Source organism: Pseudomonas sp. S3E17 (assembly GCF_024168685.1).
In the GTDB taxonomy this organism is placed as follows: domain Bacteria; phylum Pseudomonadota; class Gammaproteobacteria; order Pseudomonadales; family Pseudomonadaceae; genus Aquipseudomonas; species Aquipseudomonas marginalis.
Genome location: NZ_JALJWE010000001.1, coordinates 3,999,846 through 4,016,754, shown reverse-complemented (window position 1 = coordinate 4,016,754; position 16,909 = coordinate 3,999,846). Strand labels below are relative to the sequence as shown.

The window sequence follows — 16,909 nt, the reverse complement described above, 5'->3', positions numbered from 1 at the left end:
CTCCAGGCCGATTAGCCGGCAGTTCCAAGTCTGACCTGAGGAAAATTGAGCATGAGCCAGAATAAAATCCTTACCACCGCCAGCGGTGCCCCCGTTGCCGACAATCAAAATTCCCGTTCCGCCGGCCCCCGTGGTCCGTTGCTGCTCGACGATTTTCACCTGATCGAGAAGCTTGCCCATTTTAACCGTGAAAATATCCCTGAGCGTCGCGTGCACGCCAAGGGGTCAGGTGCTTACGGTACTTTCACGGTTACCCGGGACATCACGCAGTACACCAGCGCCAAATTGTTCGAGTCTGTTGGTAAGCAAACCCCTACATTCCTGCGTTTCTCAACCGTGGGTGGTGAGCGCGGGTCAGCGGACACAGAGCGTGATCCTCGTGGTTTCGCCTTGAAGTTCTACACCGAAGAAGGCAACTGGGACATTGTGGGTAACAACACGCCGGTATTCTTCATCCGTGACCCCCTGAAATTCCCGGACTTTATCCACACCCAGAAACGCCTGCCGCAAAGCAATCTGAAAAGCGCGCAGATGATGTGGGACTTCTGGTCCCACTCCCCAGAAGCGCTGCACCAAGTTACGATTCTGTTTTCGGATCGTGGTATTCCTGACGGCTATCGCCACATGCACGGCTTCGGCAGCCACACCTATAGTCTGATCAACGCCAAGGGCGAGCGTCATTGGGTGAAGTGGCACTACAAAACCAAGCAAGGTATCAAGAACCTGGCACCGGCTGAAGCGGCCCGCCTGGCCGGTAGTGATCCTGATTACGCCCAGCGTGATCTGTTTGGTGCAATTGAGCGTGGTGACTTCCCGAAATGGCGGGTCTGCATCCAGATCATGACCGAGTCCCAGGCGAACGCCCATTACGAGAATCCGTTTGATGTGACGAAAACCTGGTCGCAGAAAGAATTCCCGTTGATTGAAGTGGGTGAGCTGGAACTTAACCGCAACCCGCAGAACTACTTCGCTGAAGTAGAGCAGGCTGCATTTGGCCCAAGCAACATGGTTCCAGGCGTTGGCCTGTCGCCAGACCGTATGCTCCAAGGTCGTGTTTTCGCTTACGCAGATGCTCACCGCTACCGTGTGGGTACCAACCACCAGCAATTGCCGGTGAATGCTCCGCGCAGTCCGGTCAACAGCTACCAGCGTGATGGCTCGATGGCGTTTGGCAGCAATGGTGGGGCGACACCGAACTACGAACCGAACAGCTACGCCGAAGCTCCGAAGCAAGCGCCACAGTACGCCGAGCCTGCATTGCCCTTGAGCGGTGCGGCTGATCGTTACGATCACCGTGAAGATACCGACTACTACAGCCACGCAGGTGCGCTGTTCCGCCTGATGAATGATGAGCAGAAAGCACTGCTCACCAATAACATCGCCGGCGCAATGAGCGGTGTCTCCAGTGATGTGGTCCAGCGTCAACTGCAGCACTTCTATAAGGCAGATCCTGCTTATGGAGACGCAATCGCAAAGGCACTGGGTGTATCGCTGAACTGACTCTAAACGATAAGCAGAACCGCCCTCATTTGGGCGGTTTTTGCGTTATTTCAGCTACTTTTCTGCGGAAATCTTCACTTTTCTGCCGTTAGTCCCGTGACCTCCGAGTCAGCATGGTTCAAACTACAGACTTTCAAGCAGGGAGATGTAGGGCGATGCAAGGTCACCCCGACGTAATCGATTACCTCAACACGTTGCTGACGGGCGAACTGGCAGCTCGTGATCAATATTTCATCCACTCGCGCATGTACGAAGACTGGGGTTTTACCGAGCTCTACGAGCGTATCAACCACGAAATGGAAGAAGAGGCGCAGCACGCCGATGCACTGATGCGCCGTATCCTGATGCTCGAAGGCACGCCACGTATGCGTCCCGACGATCTGGATGTGGGCACCAGCGTACCTGACATGCTTGCAGCCGATCTTCGTCTTGAATACAAGGTGCGTGCCGCTCTCTGCAAGGGCATCGAGCTCTGTGAACAGCACAGCGACTTCGTCACGCGGGAAATCCTGCGTGTGCAGTTGAACGATACCGAAGAAGATCACACCTACTGGCTGGAAAAGCAGTTGGGCTTGATCAAGCTGATTGGCCTGGAAAACTACCTGCAATCGCAGTTCTGATTTCCTACAAAAAAGCCCCTGTCACTTCAGCAGTGACAGGGGCTTTTTATTGAGCCTGATAAATCAGGCCCGATCGCGCGCCAGCAATGGTTTCAAGTAGTAACCCGTATGCGATTGCGGCATCTCGGAGACCTGCTCCGGCGTACCCACCGCAATGATCTGGCCGCCCTTGGATCCGCCTTCCGGCCCTAAATCCACCAGCCAGTCGGCCGTCTTGATCACATCCAGGTTGTGCTCGATCACCACCACGGTGTTGCCGTGATCACGCAAGCGGTGCAACACATCCAGCAATTGCTGAATATCCGCAAAGTGCAAGCCAGTTGTCGGTTCGTCCAGGATATACAAGGTCTTGCCCGTATCGCGTTTGGACAGCTCGCGAGACAGCTTAACCCGCTGCGCCTCACCACCGGACAGCGTGGTCGCCGACTGCCCCAGCTTGATATACGACAGACCCACATCCATCAGCGTCTGCAGCTTGCGCGCAAGCGCCGGAACCGCATCAAAGAACACCCGCGCTTCCTCGATGGTCATCTCCAGGGTCTCGTGGATGTTCTTGCCCTTGTACTTGATTTCCAGGGTTTCACGGTTGTAGCGCTTGCTCTTGCATACATCGCACGGCACGTAGATGTCCGGCAGGAAGTGCATCTCCACCTTGATCAGGCCATCGCCCTGGCACGCTTCACAGCGACCGCCCTTGACGTTGAACGAGAAGCGGCCTGGCCCGTAGCCCCGTGAACGGGATTCCGGCACGCCAGCAAACAGCTCACGAATAGGCGTGAACAGCCCGGTGTAGGTCGCGGGGTTGGAGCGCGGTGTGCGGCCAATCGGGCTTTGGTCGATATCGACCACCTTGTCCAGGTGTTCCAGGCCCTTGATGCTGTCGTGCGCGGCGGCTTCCAGGGTGGTGGCGCCGTTCAAGGCGGTGGCACTCAAGGGGAACAGCGTGTTGTTGATCAGCGTCGACTTGCCTGAGCCGGAAACACCGGTCACGCAGGTCAGCAGGCCCAGTGGGATTTCCAGGTCAACATTGCGCAAATTGTTGCCGCGCGCGCCCTTGAGGTGCAACGCCATCTTCTTGTTGCGCGGTGTACGCTTGGTTGGCACTGCGATCTTCACGCGACCGGACAGGTACTTGCCGGTCAACGAGTCGGGATGTGCCATTACCTCGGCAGGCGTGCCCTCGGCGACAATATGTCCTCCATGCACGCCGGCGCCTGGGCCAATATCGACCACATAGTCCGCCAGGCGAATCGCATCTTCATCGTGCTCGACCACGATCACCGTATTGCCGATATCCCGCAGATGTTTCAGCGTGCCCAGCAGACGATCGTTATCCCGCTGGTGCAAGCCAATCGACGGTTCATCGAGGATATACAACACTCCCACCAGGCCGGCACCAATCTGGCTGGCCAGGCGAATTCGCTGCGCCTCACCACCGGACAACGTGTCCGCGCTGCGATCCAGCGACAGATAGTCCAGGCCAACGTTAACCAGGAACTGCAGGCGCTCGCGGATCTCCTTGAGGATCTTGTCGGCAATTTCCCCACGGCGCCCGGTGAGCTTCAGTACACCAAAGTATTCACAGGCATCGCCGATCGGCAGGTTGGTCACCGCCGGCAGCGTCTTCTCACCCACCCATACATGCCGCGCCTCACGACGCAGGCGAGTGCCCCGGCAATCCGGGCAAGGTTGGGTGCTGAGGAATTTCGCCAGTTCCTCGCGCACACTCGCCGATTCAGTCTCGCGGTAGCGCCGCTCCAGGTTCGGCACGATGCCTTCGAACGGGTGGGAGCGCTTGACGATGTCGCCACGGTCATTCAGGTACTTGAAGTCGACGTTCTGCGAGCCGCTGCCATTGAGGATGACTTTCTGCTGGTCTGCCGGCAGTTGGTTGAAAGGTACTTCAAGGCTGAACTTGTAATGGGACGCCAACGACCCGAGCATCTGGAAGTAGTAGACGTTACGCCTGTCCCAGCCGCGTATCGCGCCCTCCGCCAATGTCAGGTCGCCGTTGACCAGGCGCTTGATGTCGAAGAATTGCTTCACGCCCAGGCCATCGCAGGTCGGGCAGGCACCGGCCGGGTTGTTGAAGGAGAACAGCTTGGGCTCCAGCTCGCTGATGGCGTGGCCACAGATCGGGCAGGCAAAGCGCGCGGAGAAGATGATCTCTTCACCCGGCTCGTCATCCATCGGCGCCACCAGGGCAATGCCATCCGCCAGCTTCAACGCGGTCTCGAACGATTCCGCCAGACGCTGCTGCAGGTCGGACCGCACCTTGAAGCGATCGACCACTACATCAATAGAGTGCTTCTTCTGCTTGTCGAGTTTCGGCGCTTCGTCCAGCTCATACAGCTTGCCGTTGATACGCGCACGTACGAAACCTTGAGCACGCAGCTCTTCGAATACAGAGAGATGTTCGCCCTTGCGCTCGCGAATCACCGGCGCCAGCAGCATCAGCTTGGCACCTTCCGGTTGGGCCAGCACCAGGTCGACCATCTGGCTGACGGTCTGGGCTTCCAGCGGAATGTCGTGGTCCGGGCAGCGGGGGATACCCACCCGCGCGTAGAGCAGGCGCAGGTAGTCGTAGATTTCGGTGATGGTGCCCACGGTGGAGCGTGGGTTATGGGAGGTCGACTTCTGCTCGATGGAAATCGCCGGCGACAGGCCTTCAATGGTGTCGACGTCGGGCTTTTCCATCATCGACAGGAACTGCCGGGCATAGGCCGACAGCGATTCCACATAGCGACGCTGACCTTCGGCATACAGCGTGTCGAACGCCAGGGACGATTTGCCGGAGCCGGACAAGCCGGTGATGACGATCAGTTTGTCCCGGGGCAGGGTCAGGTCGATGTTCTTCAGGTTGTGGGTTCTAGCCCCACGAATCAGGATCTTGTCCAAGATGGCCTCGCACGGCGGGCGTAAATAATGCAGGAGTATACGGCTAAAGACTGGATGAATATACACTGTCAAAGTGCCGGGTGCAGCCTTACATGAAAGCTGCGCGGCAAAGCGCCGCATATACCCTCTCAATCGATGGGACTGGTAGAATCGCCGCCGGTTCACACGAGGTTTTTCCATGCACGATCCCCACAGCGAACGCATGAGTAGCGGCGAGACCCGAGCAGCAAGCGGTCTGGCCCTGGTGTTCGCGTTCCGTATGCTTGGCATGTTCATGGTGTTGCCGGTACTGGCGACCTATGGAATGGATCTGGCAGGCGCGACCCCCGCACTGATCGGCCTGGCGATTGGTGCCTATGGCCTGACCCAGGCGATTTTTCAGATCCCGTTCGGAATCATTTCCGACCGCATTGGCCGGCGCCCGGTGATTTACCTCGGGCTGATTGTCTTCGCCCTCGGCAGCGTGCTCGCGGCACAATCCGATTCGATCTGGGGCGTGATCGCCGGACGCATCCTGCAAGGTGCCGGGGCGATTTCCGCTGCCGTCATGGCGCTGCTGTCCGACCTGACCCGTGAGCAACACCGCACCAAGGCCATGGCCATGATCGGCATGACCATCGGTCTGTCGTTCGCCGTGGCCATGGTCGTGGGCCCGTTGCTGACGCGTGCCTTTGGCTTGCACGGCCTGTTCCTTGCCACCGGCGGCATGGCGTTGTTCGGGATCGTGATCGTGGCCTTTATGGTGCCGCGCTCCACTGGTACGTTGCAGCACCGTGAGTCGGGCGTCGCACGCAAGGCACTGTTGCCGACGCTCAAGCACCCGGATCTGTTGCGCCTGGATTTAGGTATCTTTGTATTACACGCAATGCTGATGTGCAGCTTCGTCGCCTTGCCCCTGGCGCTTGTGGAAAAAGCCGGGCTGCCCAAGGAACAGCACTGGTGGGTCTACCTCACCGCACTGCTGATTTCGTTCTTCGCCATGATCCCGTTCATCATCTATGGCGAGAAGAAACGCAAAATGAAACGAGTTTTGCTGGGCGCCGTCGCGACATTGATGCTCACTGAACTATTCTTCTGGCAGTTCGGCGACAGCCTACGGGCGCTGGTTATCGGTACGGTGGTGTTCTTCACCGCGTTCAACCTGCTGGAGGCTTCGTTGCCTTCGCTGATCAGTAAAGTTTCACCGGCCGGTGGCAAAGGCACGGCGATGGGGGTGTATTCCACCAGCCAGTTCCTGGGCTCGGCGTTGGGCGGCATCATGGGCGGCTGGATGTTCCAGCATGGCGGTCTGTCGGTTGTGTTCCTCGGATGCGCCGGGCTGGCTGCACTTTGGTTGGCCTTTGCTGTTACCATGCGCGAACCTCCCTACGTCACAAGTCTGCGTTTGCCGCTATCGCCTGAGGCGATCCGTGAAAGCGGCCTGGTAGAGCGCCTGAAGGCCGTCGTAGGGGTAACGGATGCCGTCGTGGTCGCGGAAGAGGCGGCCATTTACATCAAATTGGACACCGAATTATTGGATCGCGCGACGCTCGAGCAACTGGTCAACCCAGTGCCGACAGCGCGCCCAGCATAGGAGAACGTTATGGCCCGTGGGGTTAACAAAGTCATATTGGTCGGTACATGCGGCCAGGATCCCGAAGTTCGCTACTTGCCTAACGGTAACGCCGTGACCAACCTGAGTCTGGCGACCAGCGAACAGTGGACCGACAAGCAAACCGGCCAGAAGGTCGAGAAAACCGAGTGGCACCGTGTGTCGATGTTCGGCAAGGTGGCAGAGATCGCCGGTGAGTACCTGCGCAAAGGTTCGCAGGTCTACATCGAAGGCAAGCTGCAAACCCGCGAGTGGGAAAAAGACGGCATCAAACGTTACACCACTGAAATCGTGGTCGACATGCAAGGCACCATGCAACTGCTGGGCGGCCGTCCACAGGGCGACCAACAAGGCCAGGGTGGCATGTCCAACTCGGCACCGCGCCCACAGCAGTCGCGTCCACAGCCAAGCCAGCAGCCACAGCGTGAGTCGCGCCCAGCGCCACAACAGGCCGCGCCGCAGCCAGCTCCAGATTTCGACAGCTTTGATGACGATATCCCGTTCTGAGCCGTGCCAAAGCTATTCGCTGCAAGCTGAAAAAAACCGCGCTGCCGACAAGGCCGCGCGGTTTTTTTGTATTGACGGCGCCTAACGCAGGGCGAAGGCCAGCATATCTGTGTTGACTCGCTGCTTGTGAGTGTCCGTCAAACCATGAGGCGCGCGCGAGTAGATCAGCAGTTCGGAGTGCGGGATCAAGAAGTTAGTCTGCAACGCAGAAGCCTGTATCGGCACGATTTGATCGTCGCTGCCGTGGATGATGAGCGTGGGCATATTGAAGTGCTTCAAGTCCTCTCGGAAGTCGGTTTCCGAAAACGCTTTGATGCTATCAAAAGTATTTTTATGCCCCCCCATGACACCCTGCATCCAGAATGAATTGATCAAGCCCTGAGAGGGTTCGACGCCCTCCCGGTTGAATCCGAAAAATGGGCCGCTGGCCAGATCAAGGTAGAGCTGCGAGCGGTTGGCGATGGAGTCGGCTCGCATGCCGTCGAAAACTTCAATGGGTGTCCCTTGGGGGTTGCTGACGGTTTTGAGCATCAGTGGCGTAACGGCGCAAATCAAACCCGCCTTGGCCACGCGCGCAGTGCCATGGCGAGCGATATACCGCGCGACTTCGCCGCCGCCGGTAGAAAATCCGAAAAGGATCACCTCTGTCAGATCCAGGTGTTCGATCAGCTCCGCCAAATCATCTGCGTAATGGTCCATGTCGTTGCCGTCCCAGGGCTGGCTTGAACGGCCATGCCCACGGCGATCATGCGCAATGGCGCGAAAACCGTTATTGGCGAAATGCAGCATCTGCGACTCCCAGCTGTCGCTGCTCAGTGGCCACCCGTGACAGAACACAACGGGCTGACCGCTGCCCCAGTCCTTGTAATAAAGATCATTGCCTTCGCGAGTTTTCAGATAAGACATGGCATAGCTCCATGGACATGCGGATGAATTTGGCTGGTGATGGCCAGAAAAATCGTCCGTGGACACTACGCTGGCATTTTCATTAACGCCCCCTTGATGCCGAGTCTGCACGGGGCAAAAATGAGTTTAGCTCGGTTTTTCGAGCGGCACTGCGGGAAAAAACCGTCTTCGGATGGTCGTCCTGCAACAGTTAAACGCCACTGAGGGGCATAGTGGTCGACGCCATGGCAGGTTTCTCGTGCCCCACACTTTCCAGGCAGGGAAGGCCAGCAATCCTGGAATTTGTTCTCATGACTAACAAGATTTAGGCTGTGGCCAACCTCTCAAAAGAAGGAAATCTGTGATGACCTGGTCCGCCAAGCAGTACACGATGTTCGAACGACAGCGCACGCGCCCTGTGCGTGATCTGGTCGCGGCCATTCCCAATGTCGATGTGCGCACTGCTGTCGATCTGGGGTGCGGTCCCGGCAATTCCACGCAAGTATTGGCCGAGCGTTTCCCAGAGGCGCAGGTCACTGGCCTGGACAGTTCCGACGATATGCTGGTCGACGCCCGCAAACGCCTGCCCGCGCTGAACTTTGAGCTGGCGGACATCGGTGCCTGGAGTCCGTCGCAGACATTCGACGTGATCCTCGCCAACGCCTCGCTGCAATGGCTGCCAAACCATTCCACGCTCTATCCGCATCTGGTCGACCAGCTGGCGCCTGGCGGCACGCTCGCCGTACAAACCCCGGACAACCTCAATGAACCCGCCCACCGGCTGGCGCGCGAAGTGGCGGCAGATGGCCCATGGGCGGCAAAGATCGGCGCGTTCCAACACAATGAGCGCCACTCGGTGAGCTACTACTACGAGTTGCTGAGCCAACACTGCAGTACCGTGGATGTGTGGCACACCACGTACCAGCACCCGCTGGCGGATCATGCCGCTGTGGTGGAGTGGTTCAAGGGCTCGGGCTTGCGACCCTTTCTTGCGCCACTGAGCGATAGCGAAAAAGCCGCCTTCCTACAGGAATACCAGGCGCGGATTACACAGGCTTATCCAGCACTAGGTGATGGCACCGTATTACTGCCCTTCCCGCGCCTCTTTATCATCGCGACCCGCTGACGGCACAGAAGCAAGCAGCGCTTACGCCGCTGCTGCTTGCGCCTTCAAATACTCATCCGCCGACACTACGCCCGCGTAGCCAAATGCCAACGACGCCATATACGCGCTATGCACCTGCGCCGCCGGAATCACCTGCCCGTTGAATTCCAGGTCGCGGGTGGCGCACGCGTCATGAATCACCGTGACCTTGTAGCCCAGGTCCGCTGCGGCCCGCACCACCGCATCGATGCACATATGGCTCATGCTGCCGACCACCACCAGTTCGGTGATGCTGCGCTGCTCCAGCAGGGCGCGTAGAGGGGTTTCGCGGAACGCATTCACGAAATGTTTAAGCACCACCGGCTCGCTGCCCTCGTTCAGCACCTTGGGGTGCAAATAGGCACCCTCAGAGTTCGGCGTGAAAAACGGTGCATCCTCGGATGTGAACTCATGGCGCACATGAATCACTGCATCCCCGTTCTGGCGAAACGCCTGGAGCACCTGCGCAGCCTTGTCCGCGGCAGCTTCCACGCCATCGAGCGGCCACTTGCCTTGAGGGAAGTAGTCGTTCTGGATATCGATTAGGATGAGCGCTTGCTTGGCCATGGGTATTGCCTCGTGATGGGTTGATGGGGCCAGTATGTTAGCTGGCGCCGCAGCGGGGGATTGGCTGCACCGACAATAACAGGGGGAAAACTGACAATGGCGGTTGTTGAGCTGGGCGTGTTGATCTACCACGGTGCGCAGTTGGCAGCGGTGCATGGGCTGACCGATCTGTTCGGTGTCGCCAACCGGATCGCCGCCGAGCATCAATCCGCACAGCTGCCGTTGCTGCGGGTGAGCCACTGGCAGATGGATGGCGATGGCACACCCACGCGGGTATTCGACAGCCACCCAGGGCCTGAGCAACCGATGATGGCGGTGCTGGTGCCGCCTTCAATCGGCGAGTTCACCGAAGACCAGGCGCCGCCCGCACTGCTCGAGTGGATTCGCCAGCAACACGCTGCGGGCACCGTGCTCGGTGGCGTGTGCATCGGTTCGATCCTGCTGGCGCGCAGCGGTCTGTTGGACGGGCGCAGCGCCACCACCCATTGGTCCTCAGCCAAATCCTTCGCGACCCGTTATCCGGCCGTACGCCTTGAGGCGGATAAACCGATCGTCGATGACGGCGACCTGATCACCACCGCCGGGCTGATGGCCTGGTCCGAACTGGGCCTGCGCCTGGTCGACCGCCTGATGGGCCCCAGCGTCGCCGCCGCTACTGCGCGTTTCCTGGTGATCGAGCACAGCGACAGTGCCAGCCAGTGCGGCAGCAACTTTGCGCCGATCCTCAGCCATGGCGATGCGGCCATCCTCAAGGTCCAGCATTGGTTGCAAGCCAGTGGCGCGGTGGATGTGTCCGTGGCCGCCATGGCGCAAGAGGCGGGGCTGGAAGAGCGTACGTTCCTACGGCGTTTTCGCAGTGCCACGGGGTTGAAACCCACCGAATACTGCCAGCATTTGCGCGTCGGCAAGGCGCGGCAAATGCTGGAGTTCACCACCGCCACCATCGACCACATCGCCTGGACCGTGGGGTATCAGGACCCTGGTGCGTTTCGCGCCACCTTCAAGAAGATCACCGGTTTGGCACCCAGTGATTACCGCAGCCGTTTTGGCGTGTGAATCGTGCAGAACGCCCCACGGTCAAGGGGGTGTCGTGCAGAATAATACAGGCCAACTGCTATCGCTTTTTGCGCAAGTGATTGATTTCAAACCCCTCACTTTTGAACCTGCCTTGGCCTGATCCCTGCAACCTTCCACCCACACACATGGCGGGATGGCCAAGGGGGATGCATGACCCCGACTCAACGCAAGAAATGGGTAGTCGCTCACTCCACGCGAGAAGGCGCTCCCCGGCATGAAGTCGAAACCAACCGAGCCCTTGCGCGCTGGCTGGCGCAAATCCTCGGGCTCAAGTACGGCGGTGATTACGATCCACGTAAACACGCCGGCCGTGAACGTTACCTGCTTCCCACGCAAACACTGATTGGCCCTGCGCAGGCGCGGGCCCTTGATATCAAGGGCCCCGAAGACCTGTGGGGCGGTTATGTGGAGCATGACTTCATCGGCACCAAAGCCATCAGTCACGGCCTGCTGGGCCCGGACGCCGCAGCCCCCGAAGGCTGGTCGCCGTTGTTCTGCGAGCGCGTGCGCGACGTTGTGCTGGACGGCCTGAGCGTATTTGCGCTCAACGATGCACGGGAAGCCGCCAAACGCCTGCTCTACAGCGGGCCGATCCGCCTGAAGCCGGTGCATGCCTGCGCCGGGCGCGGCCAGGAAGTTATCCACAGCCTGGATGAGTTCGAGGTCGTGCTGGCGCGCCCCGAAGCGGCCCGGATGTTCAGCGAAGGCGTGGTGCTGGAACAAGACCTGCACGATGTGGTCACCCATAGTGTGGGCCAGAGTTTTATCGGCGATCACGTCATCAGCTACTGCGGCGAGCAATACCTGACCCAGGACGGACAGGGCGAGGAGGTCTACGGTGGCTCCAACCTGCTGGTGGTGCCTGGCGGTTATGACGATTTGCTCAAGCTCGAGCTGCCCGGCGACGTGCGCCAAGCCATCGAGCAAGCCCAGGTCTTCGACGCGGCCGCCGATGAGGCTTACCCGGGTTTCTACGCGTCCCGGCGCAACTACGATATCGCCCAGGGCCTGGACAGCGACGGCCAGCGGCGCAGTGGTGTGCTTGAACAATCCTGGCGCATGGGTGGCGCCAGCAGCGCGGAAGTCGCGGCGCTGCAGAGCTTTATCAACCACCCGGGCCTCAAGGCCATTCAGGTGTCTTCGGTAGAAACCTACGTGGACCAGGCGCTGCCCGCGGATGCTATCGAGGTGTACCGAGGCCCGGCGGAAAACAGCGACTTTCTTCTCAAGTACGTGACGGTTAAATCTTATGACGGCTAGAAGCGAAAGCATTGCGATCGACATCGACGACGAACAGATGAGCGGCACGTTCCTCAGCCCCAAATCGAAGGTGCCGGGGGTGTTATTCGTGCACGGCTGGGGCGGTAGCCAGGAGCGGGACCTGGAGCGCGCCAAAGGTATCGCCGGGCTGGGATGTGTGTGCCTGACGTTCGATCTGCGAGGCCACGCGGGCACAGGTATCCCGTTGTCCCGCGTGACCCGTGAAGACAACCTGCGCGATCTGCTGGCGGCCTACGACCGACTGCTCTCGCACCCGGCCATCGACACCTCGGCGGTGGCGGTGGTGGGCACCAGCTATGGCGGCTACCTGGCGGCGATTCTCACCTCATTGCGCCCGGTGCGCTGGCTGGCGCTGCGCGTGCCGGCGCTGTACCGCGACCAGGAATGGCTCAAGCCCAAGCGTGACCTCGATAAGGCCGACCTGATGGATTACCGCAGCACCCTGGTGCACGCCGAAACCAACCGCGCGCTGCAGGCCTGCGCGCAATTTACCGGTGATGTGCTGATTGTCGAATCGGAAACCGACGACCATGTGCCCCACGCCACCATCATGAGCTACCGCGCGGCGTGCCAGCACACGCACTCCCTGACGCACCGCATCATCGATGGTGCCGACCACTCCCTGAGCGATCCAGTGTCACAACAGGCCTACACCTCGATCCTGGTGGACTGGATCACCGAGATGGTGGTGGGGGAACGGTTGAGCATCATCCAGTCCCAGTAACGCGGTCATGCCGGTGTTTTCTTCACCCGTAGTGCCTTGGCTTTGGCCTCGACACCGAGGTACATCACCAGGGCGATCAGCAGCGGCAGGATAAAGTAGATGGCGCGATAGGCGATCAGTCCGGCCAGCAAACTGCCCCGCGACGCTTCATGTTGCAGCAGTGCGATAAACACCGCTTCCAGTACCCCGAGCCCGGCGGGGATATGGGTGATGACACCGGCGATCGCGCTGATCAGCAGCACGCCCAGCACCAGCGGGTAGTCCAGCTTGGCGGGCAACAAGGTGAAAATCACCGCCGCCATCAGCGACCAGTTCAACGCGCCCAATGCCAACTGCAGGCAGGCCATGCGCAGCGACGGCAGGTTGATCTCGATGCCGCGAATCGACCATGCACGTTTTGTCGAGAATTGGCACGCCGCCAGATAGCCCAGGCTCGCCAGCACCAACAGCACACCCACGCCCTGCAGGGCGCCGCTGCTGAGCTTCCAGCCCGGCGGCATGGTCACCAGGCCACTGCTGAACACCACCCCGGCCAATGCCATATAACCGAACCAATTGGTCGCCAGGCTCAGCCCGAGAATCTTGGCGATATTGCCGGTGCTCACCCCCAGCCGCGAATACAGCCGATAGCGCATGGCGATCCCGCCGACCCAGGCACTCAGGTTCAGATTGAACGCATAGCTGATGATCCCGACCGGCAGGATCTGCTTCCAGCGCAGCGGTTGGCGAATGTAGGTGCGGCCGATCAAGTCGAAGCAGGCGTAGACGATAAAGCTGCACAACGTCAGCGTGCCCGCGATCAGCAGGGTGCGCAGCTTGAAATCGCCCAGGGTCTGGAACACTTCGCTCCAGTCGATACGCCTTGCGAGCAGGGTGAACAGCACGATCAGCAACAGGAAGAACGCCACGGTCAGCGGTTTCTTCCAGCGCTTGAAGCGGGAACCGTTGGCTTCAGATGTCATGGGTTCGAGCCTCGAAGGGTTTCAACCGTGGCTTGTGCGCCGGCAACCAGCCGGTCAGCGCGGGGAAGTGGCGCATCACATGGAACACCAGGAAACCGACGGTCAATCGCCATAGCCACAGGCGCGGCTTGCGGTTTTCCGGCATGGTCTGGCAATGCTCCTTGGCGAGTACGTCCAGGCGTTCGTACAGTTGCTGATTGAACGCCCGGTCACGAATCAGCACGTTGGCCTCCAGGTTCAGCGACAGGCTTAACGGGTCGAGGTTGCTCGAACCCACGGTGCTCCACTCGTCATCCACCAGCGCAACCTTGCCGTGCAGCGGGCGCTGGCAATATTCATGAATCACCACGCCATCCTTGAGCAGGTAGTCGTAGAGCATGCGCGCGGCCAGCTTGGCCAGCAGCACATCGGGCTGGCCCTGCATGATCAATTGCACCTTCACGCCACGGCGCGCCGCATTGCGGATCTCGCGCAGCAGGCGGTAACCGGGGAAGAAATAGGCATTGGCAATCACCGCGCGTTCCCGGGCTTTGCTCAAGGCATGGATGTAGGCCTCTTCAATGTCGTCGCGGTGCTGCAGATTGTCGCGGTAAATCAGGCGCACCAGGCCGTCGCCTGTATCGGTCGGCCAAGGCGATGGCCGTTGCTGGCGCCGTCGCCAACCGCGCCGTGTGCGCACCTGGCGGCCGCTTTGGGCGAGGGCGAAATGATGCAGGTCGGCCACCGCCGGGCCTATCACCTGCACCGCGTAATCCTGCTTGGCCTCGGGGCCGAAATCCCCCAGGTGATCGGCAGAAAAATTGATCCCGCCGATAAACGCCACGGCGGCATCCACCACCACGATCTTGCGGTGCAGGCGGCGAAACCAGTTGGTGCGAATACCCAGGGTCTTGGACGCCGGGTCAAACATCTGCACGGCCACCCCGGCCTGGGCCAATTCGCCGAGAAAAGCGGGGCTCAGTTCGCCGCAGCCAAAGCCATCCAGGCTGACCACCACCTTGACCCCACGCTGCGCCGCGTCGATCAAGATGCGTTGCAGCTCATGGCCGACCTTGTCTTCGAAGAGGATAAAGGTCTCCAGCAGGATCTCCCGCTGTGCCCGGCGCAAGGCGTCGAACACTTTGGGAAAGTAGGCCTCGCCGTTCTCCAGCAACTCGAGCCGGTTGTCAGGCTGCCAGCCGTAATCGACGTCGCGGGCCTTGGCTTCATCCGGCGGCTGGTCGGTAGCAATGTGCTCAACGGCAATGTTCATAGTTCAATCTCCACCGACAGGGGCACGTGGTCTGACAGATGGGACCAGGGGCGGGTGGTCAGCACCTTGGGGTTATGAATCTTTAGATTGCGCACATAGATGCGGTCCAGCGCCAGCAGCGGCAGGCGCGCGGGAAAGGTGCGTGCGAGTTTGCCGTGGGCCTGCATGAAGACTTCCTGCAGGCCGCTCTGGCTGAGGTCGGCGCGTTGGCGCCAGTCATTGAAATCGCCGGCAACCACCAACGGCGCATCCGCCGGGATCTCGCTGATACGCTGCTCCAACAAGCGCAATTGCTGCTGGCGATGCACCTCGCGCAAGCCCAGGTGGATGCAGATCGCATGCACTTCCTGTCCGGTGCCAGGCAAGCGCAGCACGCAATGCAACAGGCCACGGTTTTCATGGCCGCTTTGGGAGATATCGAGGTTGTCGTAGCGCACGATCTGGAATTTCGACAGCAACGCATTGCCATGGTCGCCATGGGGGTAGACCGCGTTGCGCCCGTAGGCGAACTGCGGCCAGATGCTGTCGGCGAGGAACTCGTACTGCGGCATGTTCGGCCAGTCGCTGTAGCGCTGGGGGTGGCGCTCGTGGGTGCCGTGGATTTCCTGCAGGAACACCATATCAGCGCCCACACTGCGTACTGCTTCGCGCAGTTCCGGCAGGATGAAACGCCGGTTCAAGGCGGTGAAGCCCTTGTGGATATTGACCGTCAGCACCGTGAAGTGGGTGATGGCGACGGTGGGCGTAATGGGGACCCATTCCGGATGTGTCATGGCAACACCCCCGGTTCAGGCAACTTGCCGGGTTCGGTGCAAAGCTGCCTGTCCAGCCCGAAACGCTGCAGCAAGTGGCGTGCATCGAAGGGCGCACGCACTTTGATGTCATTGTCGAAAAAGCAAAACACATCCCGCTGTTTGCGGGCGCGCGGTTTGTGCTGTGGGGCGGCCAGGTGCGCATCGGCCGGTTGCTTGCCGTGGGCCCAACGTTCGATGTGATCGCCCCAGCGCTTGAGGGCTTCATCGGTATAACCGCTGGCGTACAGCTGCTTGTCGCCGTGCAAACGCAAGTACATGAAGTTGGCGGTAACATCTTCGAGATACGGCCACTTGCCGGCGGTGTCTGCCACCACCAGCGCCACGCCGTGCTTTTCCAGCATCTGCACGAACTCCGGCACCGCAAAACTGTTATGACGAATCTCCACCGCGTGGCGCAGGGCGCGCTTGCCGTGGGCCTGCTGGCTGGCCTTGCCGTTCAGGCGCGGCTCATGCTGGTGGGCGAGGGTGGCGGCCTGCCGGGTGTCGGTGGGCAATTCGGCGAGGAAGGCTTCGAACAGCAGCGGATCGAATTTAAAGCTGGGCGGAAACTGCCACAGGATCGGGCCGAGTTTGTCTTTCAGCTCCAGCACTCCGGAGGCGAAGAAGTTCGCCATCGGCTTGTGCACATCCTGCAGGCGCAGGATATGCGTGATGTAGCGCGGTGCCTTGACACTGAACATGAAGTCTTCAGGCGTCTGGGCATACCACTCGGCGTAACGCTTGGGAGTTTGCAGCGCGTAGAACGAACCGTTGATCTCGATGCTGTTGACGGCGCGTGACGCAAACTGCAGCTCGCGTTTCTGGGTCAGCCCCTCGGGGTAGAAATCCCCCCGCCAAGGCGTGTAGCGCCAGCCGGAAATGCCGATATGAATCGCCGCCATGGTTACTCCCGTCGATGTGGGTCGATTGACCTCCGTTTTGGGATGACCGTGCAATTTGCGCGAAAGTTTCCACCGTCCTACAGACGGTGCAGGTTCAAAACTGTGCAAAGGGCCACCACGCCTCACCCCGGCATGCAGGCCGCATTTGATAGTTGCCAAGCGGCAAAGATGCTGAAACAGGGGAACGATCAGTGCTCAAATCCGT

15 protein-coding genes are annotated in these 16,909 nt (G+C 60.0%); 8 read left to right on the top strand and 7 right to left on the bottom strand.

Annotated elements, in window-relative coordinates; genetic code table 11:
* Positions 1 to 51: 51 nt before the first annotated feature.
* Positions 52 to 1,500, top strand: a complete 1,449-nt coding sequence (locus J3D60_RS17995) for a catalase (RefSeq protein ID WP_253492251.1) — start codon at positions 52 to 54, stop codon at positions 1,498 to 1,500.
* Between the two features lie 155 nt (positions 1,501 to 1,655).
* Positions 1,656 to 2,120 (top strand): bacterioferritin, encoded by a 465-nt coding sequence (gene bfr / locus J3D60_RS17990; RefSeq protein ID WP_017525959.1) that lies wholly within the window; start codon positions 1,656 to 1,658, stop codon positions 2,118 to 2,120.
* A 63-nt stretch (positions 2,121 to 2,183) separates the two neighbouring features.
* Here the strand turns inward: bfr and uvrA are convergent, their stop codons facing one another.
* Positions 2,184 to 5,018: an excinuclease ABC subunit UvrA gene (gene uvrA / locus J3D60_RS17985; protein ID WP_253492249.1), complete on the bottom strand. Its 2,835-nt coding sequence runs from the start codon at positions 5,016 to 5,018 to the stop codon at positions 2,184 to 2,186.
* A gap of 178 nt (positions 5,019 to 5,196) precedes the next feature.
* Here uvrA and J3D60_RS17980 point away from each other — a divergent pair, with 178 nt between their 5' ends.
* Together J3D60_RS17980 and J3D60_RS17975 are read left to right on the top strand one after the other, a co-directional pair.
* Positions 5,197 to 6,591, top strand: a complete 1,395-nt coding sequence (locus J3D60_RS17980) for an MFS transporter (protein ID WP_015886131.1) — start codon at positions 5,197 to 5,199, stop codon at positions 6,589 to 6,591.
* Positions 6,592 to 6,600: 9 nt separating this feature from the next.
* On the top strand, positions 6,601 to 7,116 hold the full coding sequence (locus J3D60_RS17975) for a single-stranded DNA-binding protein (protein WP_003232445.1): 516 nt from the start codon (positions 6,601 to 6,603) through the stop codon (positions 7,114 to 7,116).
* A gap of 81 nt (positions 7,117 to 7,197) precedes the next feature.
* Here J3D60_RS17975 and J3D60_RS17970 read toward each other — a convergent pair whose 3' ends face one another.
* Positions 7,198 to 8,022 carry an alpha/beta fold hydrolase gene (locus J3D60_RS17970; RefSeq protein ID WP_065942261.1) on the bottom strand — a complete coding sequence of 275 codons (825 nt, stop codon included), beginning with the start codon at positions 8,020 to 8,022 and terminating at the stop codon, positions 7,198 to 7,200.
* 343 nt (positions 8,023 to 8,365) lie between these two features.
* Between J3D60_RS17970 and tam the strand changes: the two genes are divergently transcribed.
* A complete protein-coding gene (gene tam, locus J3D60_RS17965) occupies positions 8,366 to 9,127 on the top strand; it encodes a trans-aconitate 2-methyltransferase (RefSeq protein ID WP_253492246.1) in 762 nt (253 codons plus the stop codon).
* 21 nt (positions 9,128 to 9,148) lie between these two features.
* Here tam and J3D60_RS17960 read toward each other — a convergent pair whose 3' ends face one another.
* A complete protein-coding gene (locus tag J3D60_RS17960; protein WP_253492243.1) occupies positions 9,149 to 9,712 on the bottom strand; it encodes a cysteine hydrolase family protein in 564 nt (187 codons plus the stop codon).
* 96 nt (positions 9,713 to 9,808) lie between these two features.
* On the opposite strand from J3D60_RS17960, the gene J3D60_RS17955 reads away from it, so the two are divergent.
* The 3 genes from J3D60_RS17955 (at position 9,809) to J3D60_RS17945 (ending at position 12,794) form a co-directional block, all read left to right on the top strand.
* A complete protein-coding gene (locus J3D60_RS17955) occupies positions 9,809 to 10,768 on the top strand; it encodes a GlxA family transcriptional regulator (RefSeq protein WP_253492240.1) in 960 nt (319 codons plus the stop codon).
* A gap of 171 nt (positions 10,769 to 10,939) precedes the next feature.
* Positions 10,940 to 12,049, top strand: coding sequence for a DUF3182 family protein (locus J3D60_RS17950; protein WP_253492238.1), 1,110 nt, complete (start codon positions 10,940 to 10,942; stop codon positions 12,047 to 12,049).
* The gene (locus tag J3D60_RS17945) at positions 12,039 to 12,794 is read left to right on the top strand and encodes a S9 family peptidase (RefSeq protein WP_027605173.1); all 756 of its coding nucleotides are present in this window, start codon (positions 12,039 to 12,041) and stop codon (positions 12,792 to 12,794) included. The genes J3D60_RS17950 and J3D60_RS17945 overlap by 11 nt, the downstream gene beginning before the upstream one ends.
* A gap of 5 nt (positions 12,795 to 12,799) precedes the next feature.
* Here the strand turns inward: J3D60_RS17945 and J3D60_RS17940 are convergent, their stop codons facing one another.
* From J3D60_RS17940 to J3D60_RS17925, 4 genes are read right to left on the bottom strand one after another with little or no spacing between them, the layout of a single operon-like run.
* A complete protein-coding gene (locus J3D60_RS17940; RefSeq protein ID WP_065942256.1) occupies positions 12,800 to 13,756 on the bottom strand; it encodes a lysylphosphatidylglycerol synthase domain-containing protein in 957 nt (318 codons plus the stop codon).
* Positions 13,746 to 15,008 (bottom strand): cardiolipin synthase ClsB, encoded by a 1,263-nt coding sequence (clsB, locus tag J3D60_RS17935; protein ID WP_253492236.1) that lies wholly within the window; start codon positions 15,006 to 15,008, stop codon positions 13,746 to 13,748. Before clsB ends, J3D60_RS17940 begins: the two co-directional genes overlap by 11 nt.
* Positions 15,005 to 15,781, bottom strand: a complete 777-nt coding sequence (locus tag J3D60_RS17930) for an endonuclease/exonuclease/phosphatase family protein (protein ID WP_027605176.1) — start codon at positions 15,779 to 15,781, stop codon at positions 15,005 to 15,007. The genes clsB and J3D60_RS17930 overlap by 4 nt, the downstream gene beginning before the upstream one ends.
* A complete protein-coding gene (locus J3D60_RS17925) occupies positions 15,778 to 16,704 on the bottom strand; it encodes a DUF72 domain-containing protein (protein ID WP_253492234.1) in 927 nt (308 codons plus the stop codon). The genes J3D60_RS17930 and J3D60_RS17925 overlap by 4 nt, the downstream gene beginning before the upstream one ends.
* Positions 16,705 to 16,909: the final 205 nt, after the last annotated feature.

What these genes read in the sequence shown, in the direction of transcription:
- J3D60_RS17995 (WP_253492251.1), top strand. Translation starts at nt 52, where the DNA reads ATGAGCCAGAATAAAATCCTTACCACCGCCAGCGGTGCCCCCGTTGCC.
- J3D60_RS17950 (WP_253492238.1), top strand. Translation starts at nt 10,940, where the DNA reads ATGACCCCGACTCAACGCAAGAAATGGGTAGTCGCTCACTCCACGCGA.
- J3D60_RS17980 (WP_015886131.1), top strand. Translation starts at nt 5,197, where the DNA reads ATGCACGATCCCCACAGCGAACGCATGAGTAGCGGCGAGACCCGAGCA.
- J3D60_RS17960 (WP_253492243.1), bottom strand. Translation starts at nt 9,712, where the DNA reads ATGGCCAAGCAAGCGCTCATCCTAATCGATATCCAGAACGACTACTTC.
- J3D60_RS17970 (WP_065942261.1), bottom strand. Translation starts at nt 8,022, where the DNA reads ATGTCTTATCTGAAAACTCGCGAAGGCAATGATCTTTATTACAAGGAC.
- J3D60_RS17975 (WP_003232445.1), top strand. Translation starts at nt 6,601, where the DNA reads ATGGCCCGTGGGGTTAACAAAGTCATATTGGTCGGTACATGCGGCCAG.
- J3D60_RS17940 (WP_065942256.1), bottom strand. Translation starts at nt 13,756, where the DNA reads ATGACATCTGAAGCCAACGGTTCCCGCTTCAAGCGCTGGAAGAAACCG.
- J3D60_RS17955 (WP_253492240.1), top strand. Translation starts at nt 9,809, where the DNA reads ATGGCGGTTGTTGAGCTGGGCGTGTTGATCTACCACGGTGCGCAGTTG.
- bfr (WP_017525959.1), top strand. Translation starts at nt 1,656, where the DNA reads ATGCAAGGTCACCCCGACGTAATCGATTACCTCAACACGTTGCTGACG.
- tam (WP_253492246.1), top strand. Translation starts at nt 8,366, where the DNA reads ATGACCTGGTCCGCCAAGCAGTACACGATGTTCGAACGACAGCGCACG.
- clsB (WP_253492236.1), bottom strand. Translation starts at nt 15,008, where the DNA reads ATGAACATTGCCGTTGAGCACATTGCTACCGACCAGCCGCCGGATGAA.
- J3D60_RS17925 (WP_253492234.1), bottom strand. Translation starts at nt 16,704, where the DNA reads ATGGCGGCGATTCATATCGGCATTTCCGGCTGGCGCTACACGCCTTGG.
- J3D60_RS17945 (WP_027605173.1), top strand. Translation starts at nt 12,039, where the DNA reads ATGACGGCTAGAAGCGAAAGCATTGCGATCGACATCGACGACGAACAG.
- J3D60_RS17930 (WP_027605176.1), bottom strand. Translation starts at nt 15,781, where the DNA reads ATGACACATCCGGAATGGGTCCCCATTACGCCCACCGTCGCCATCACC.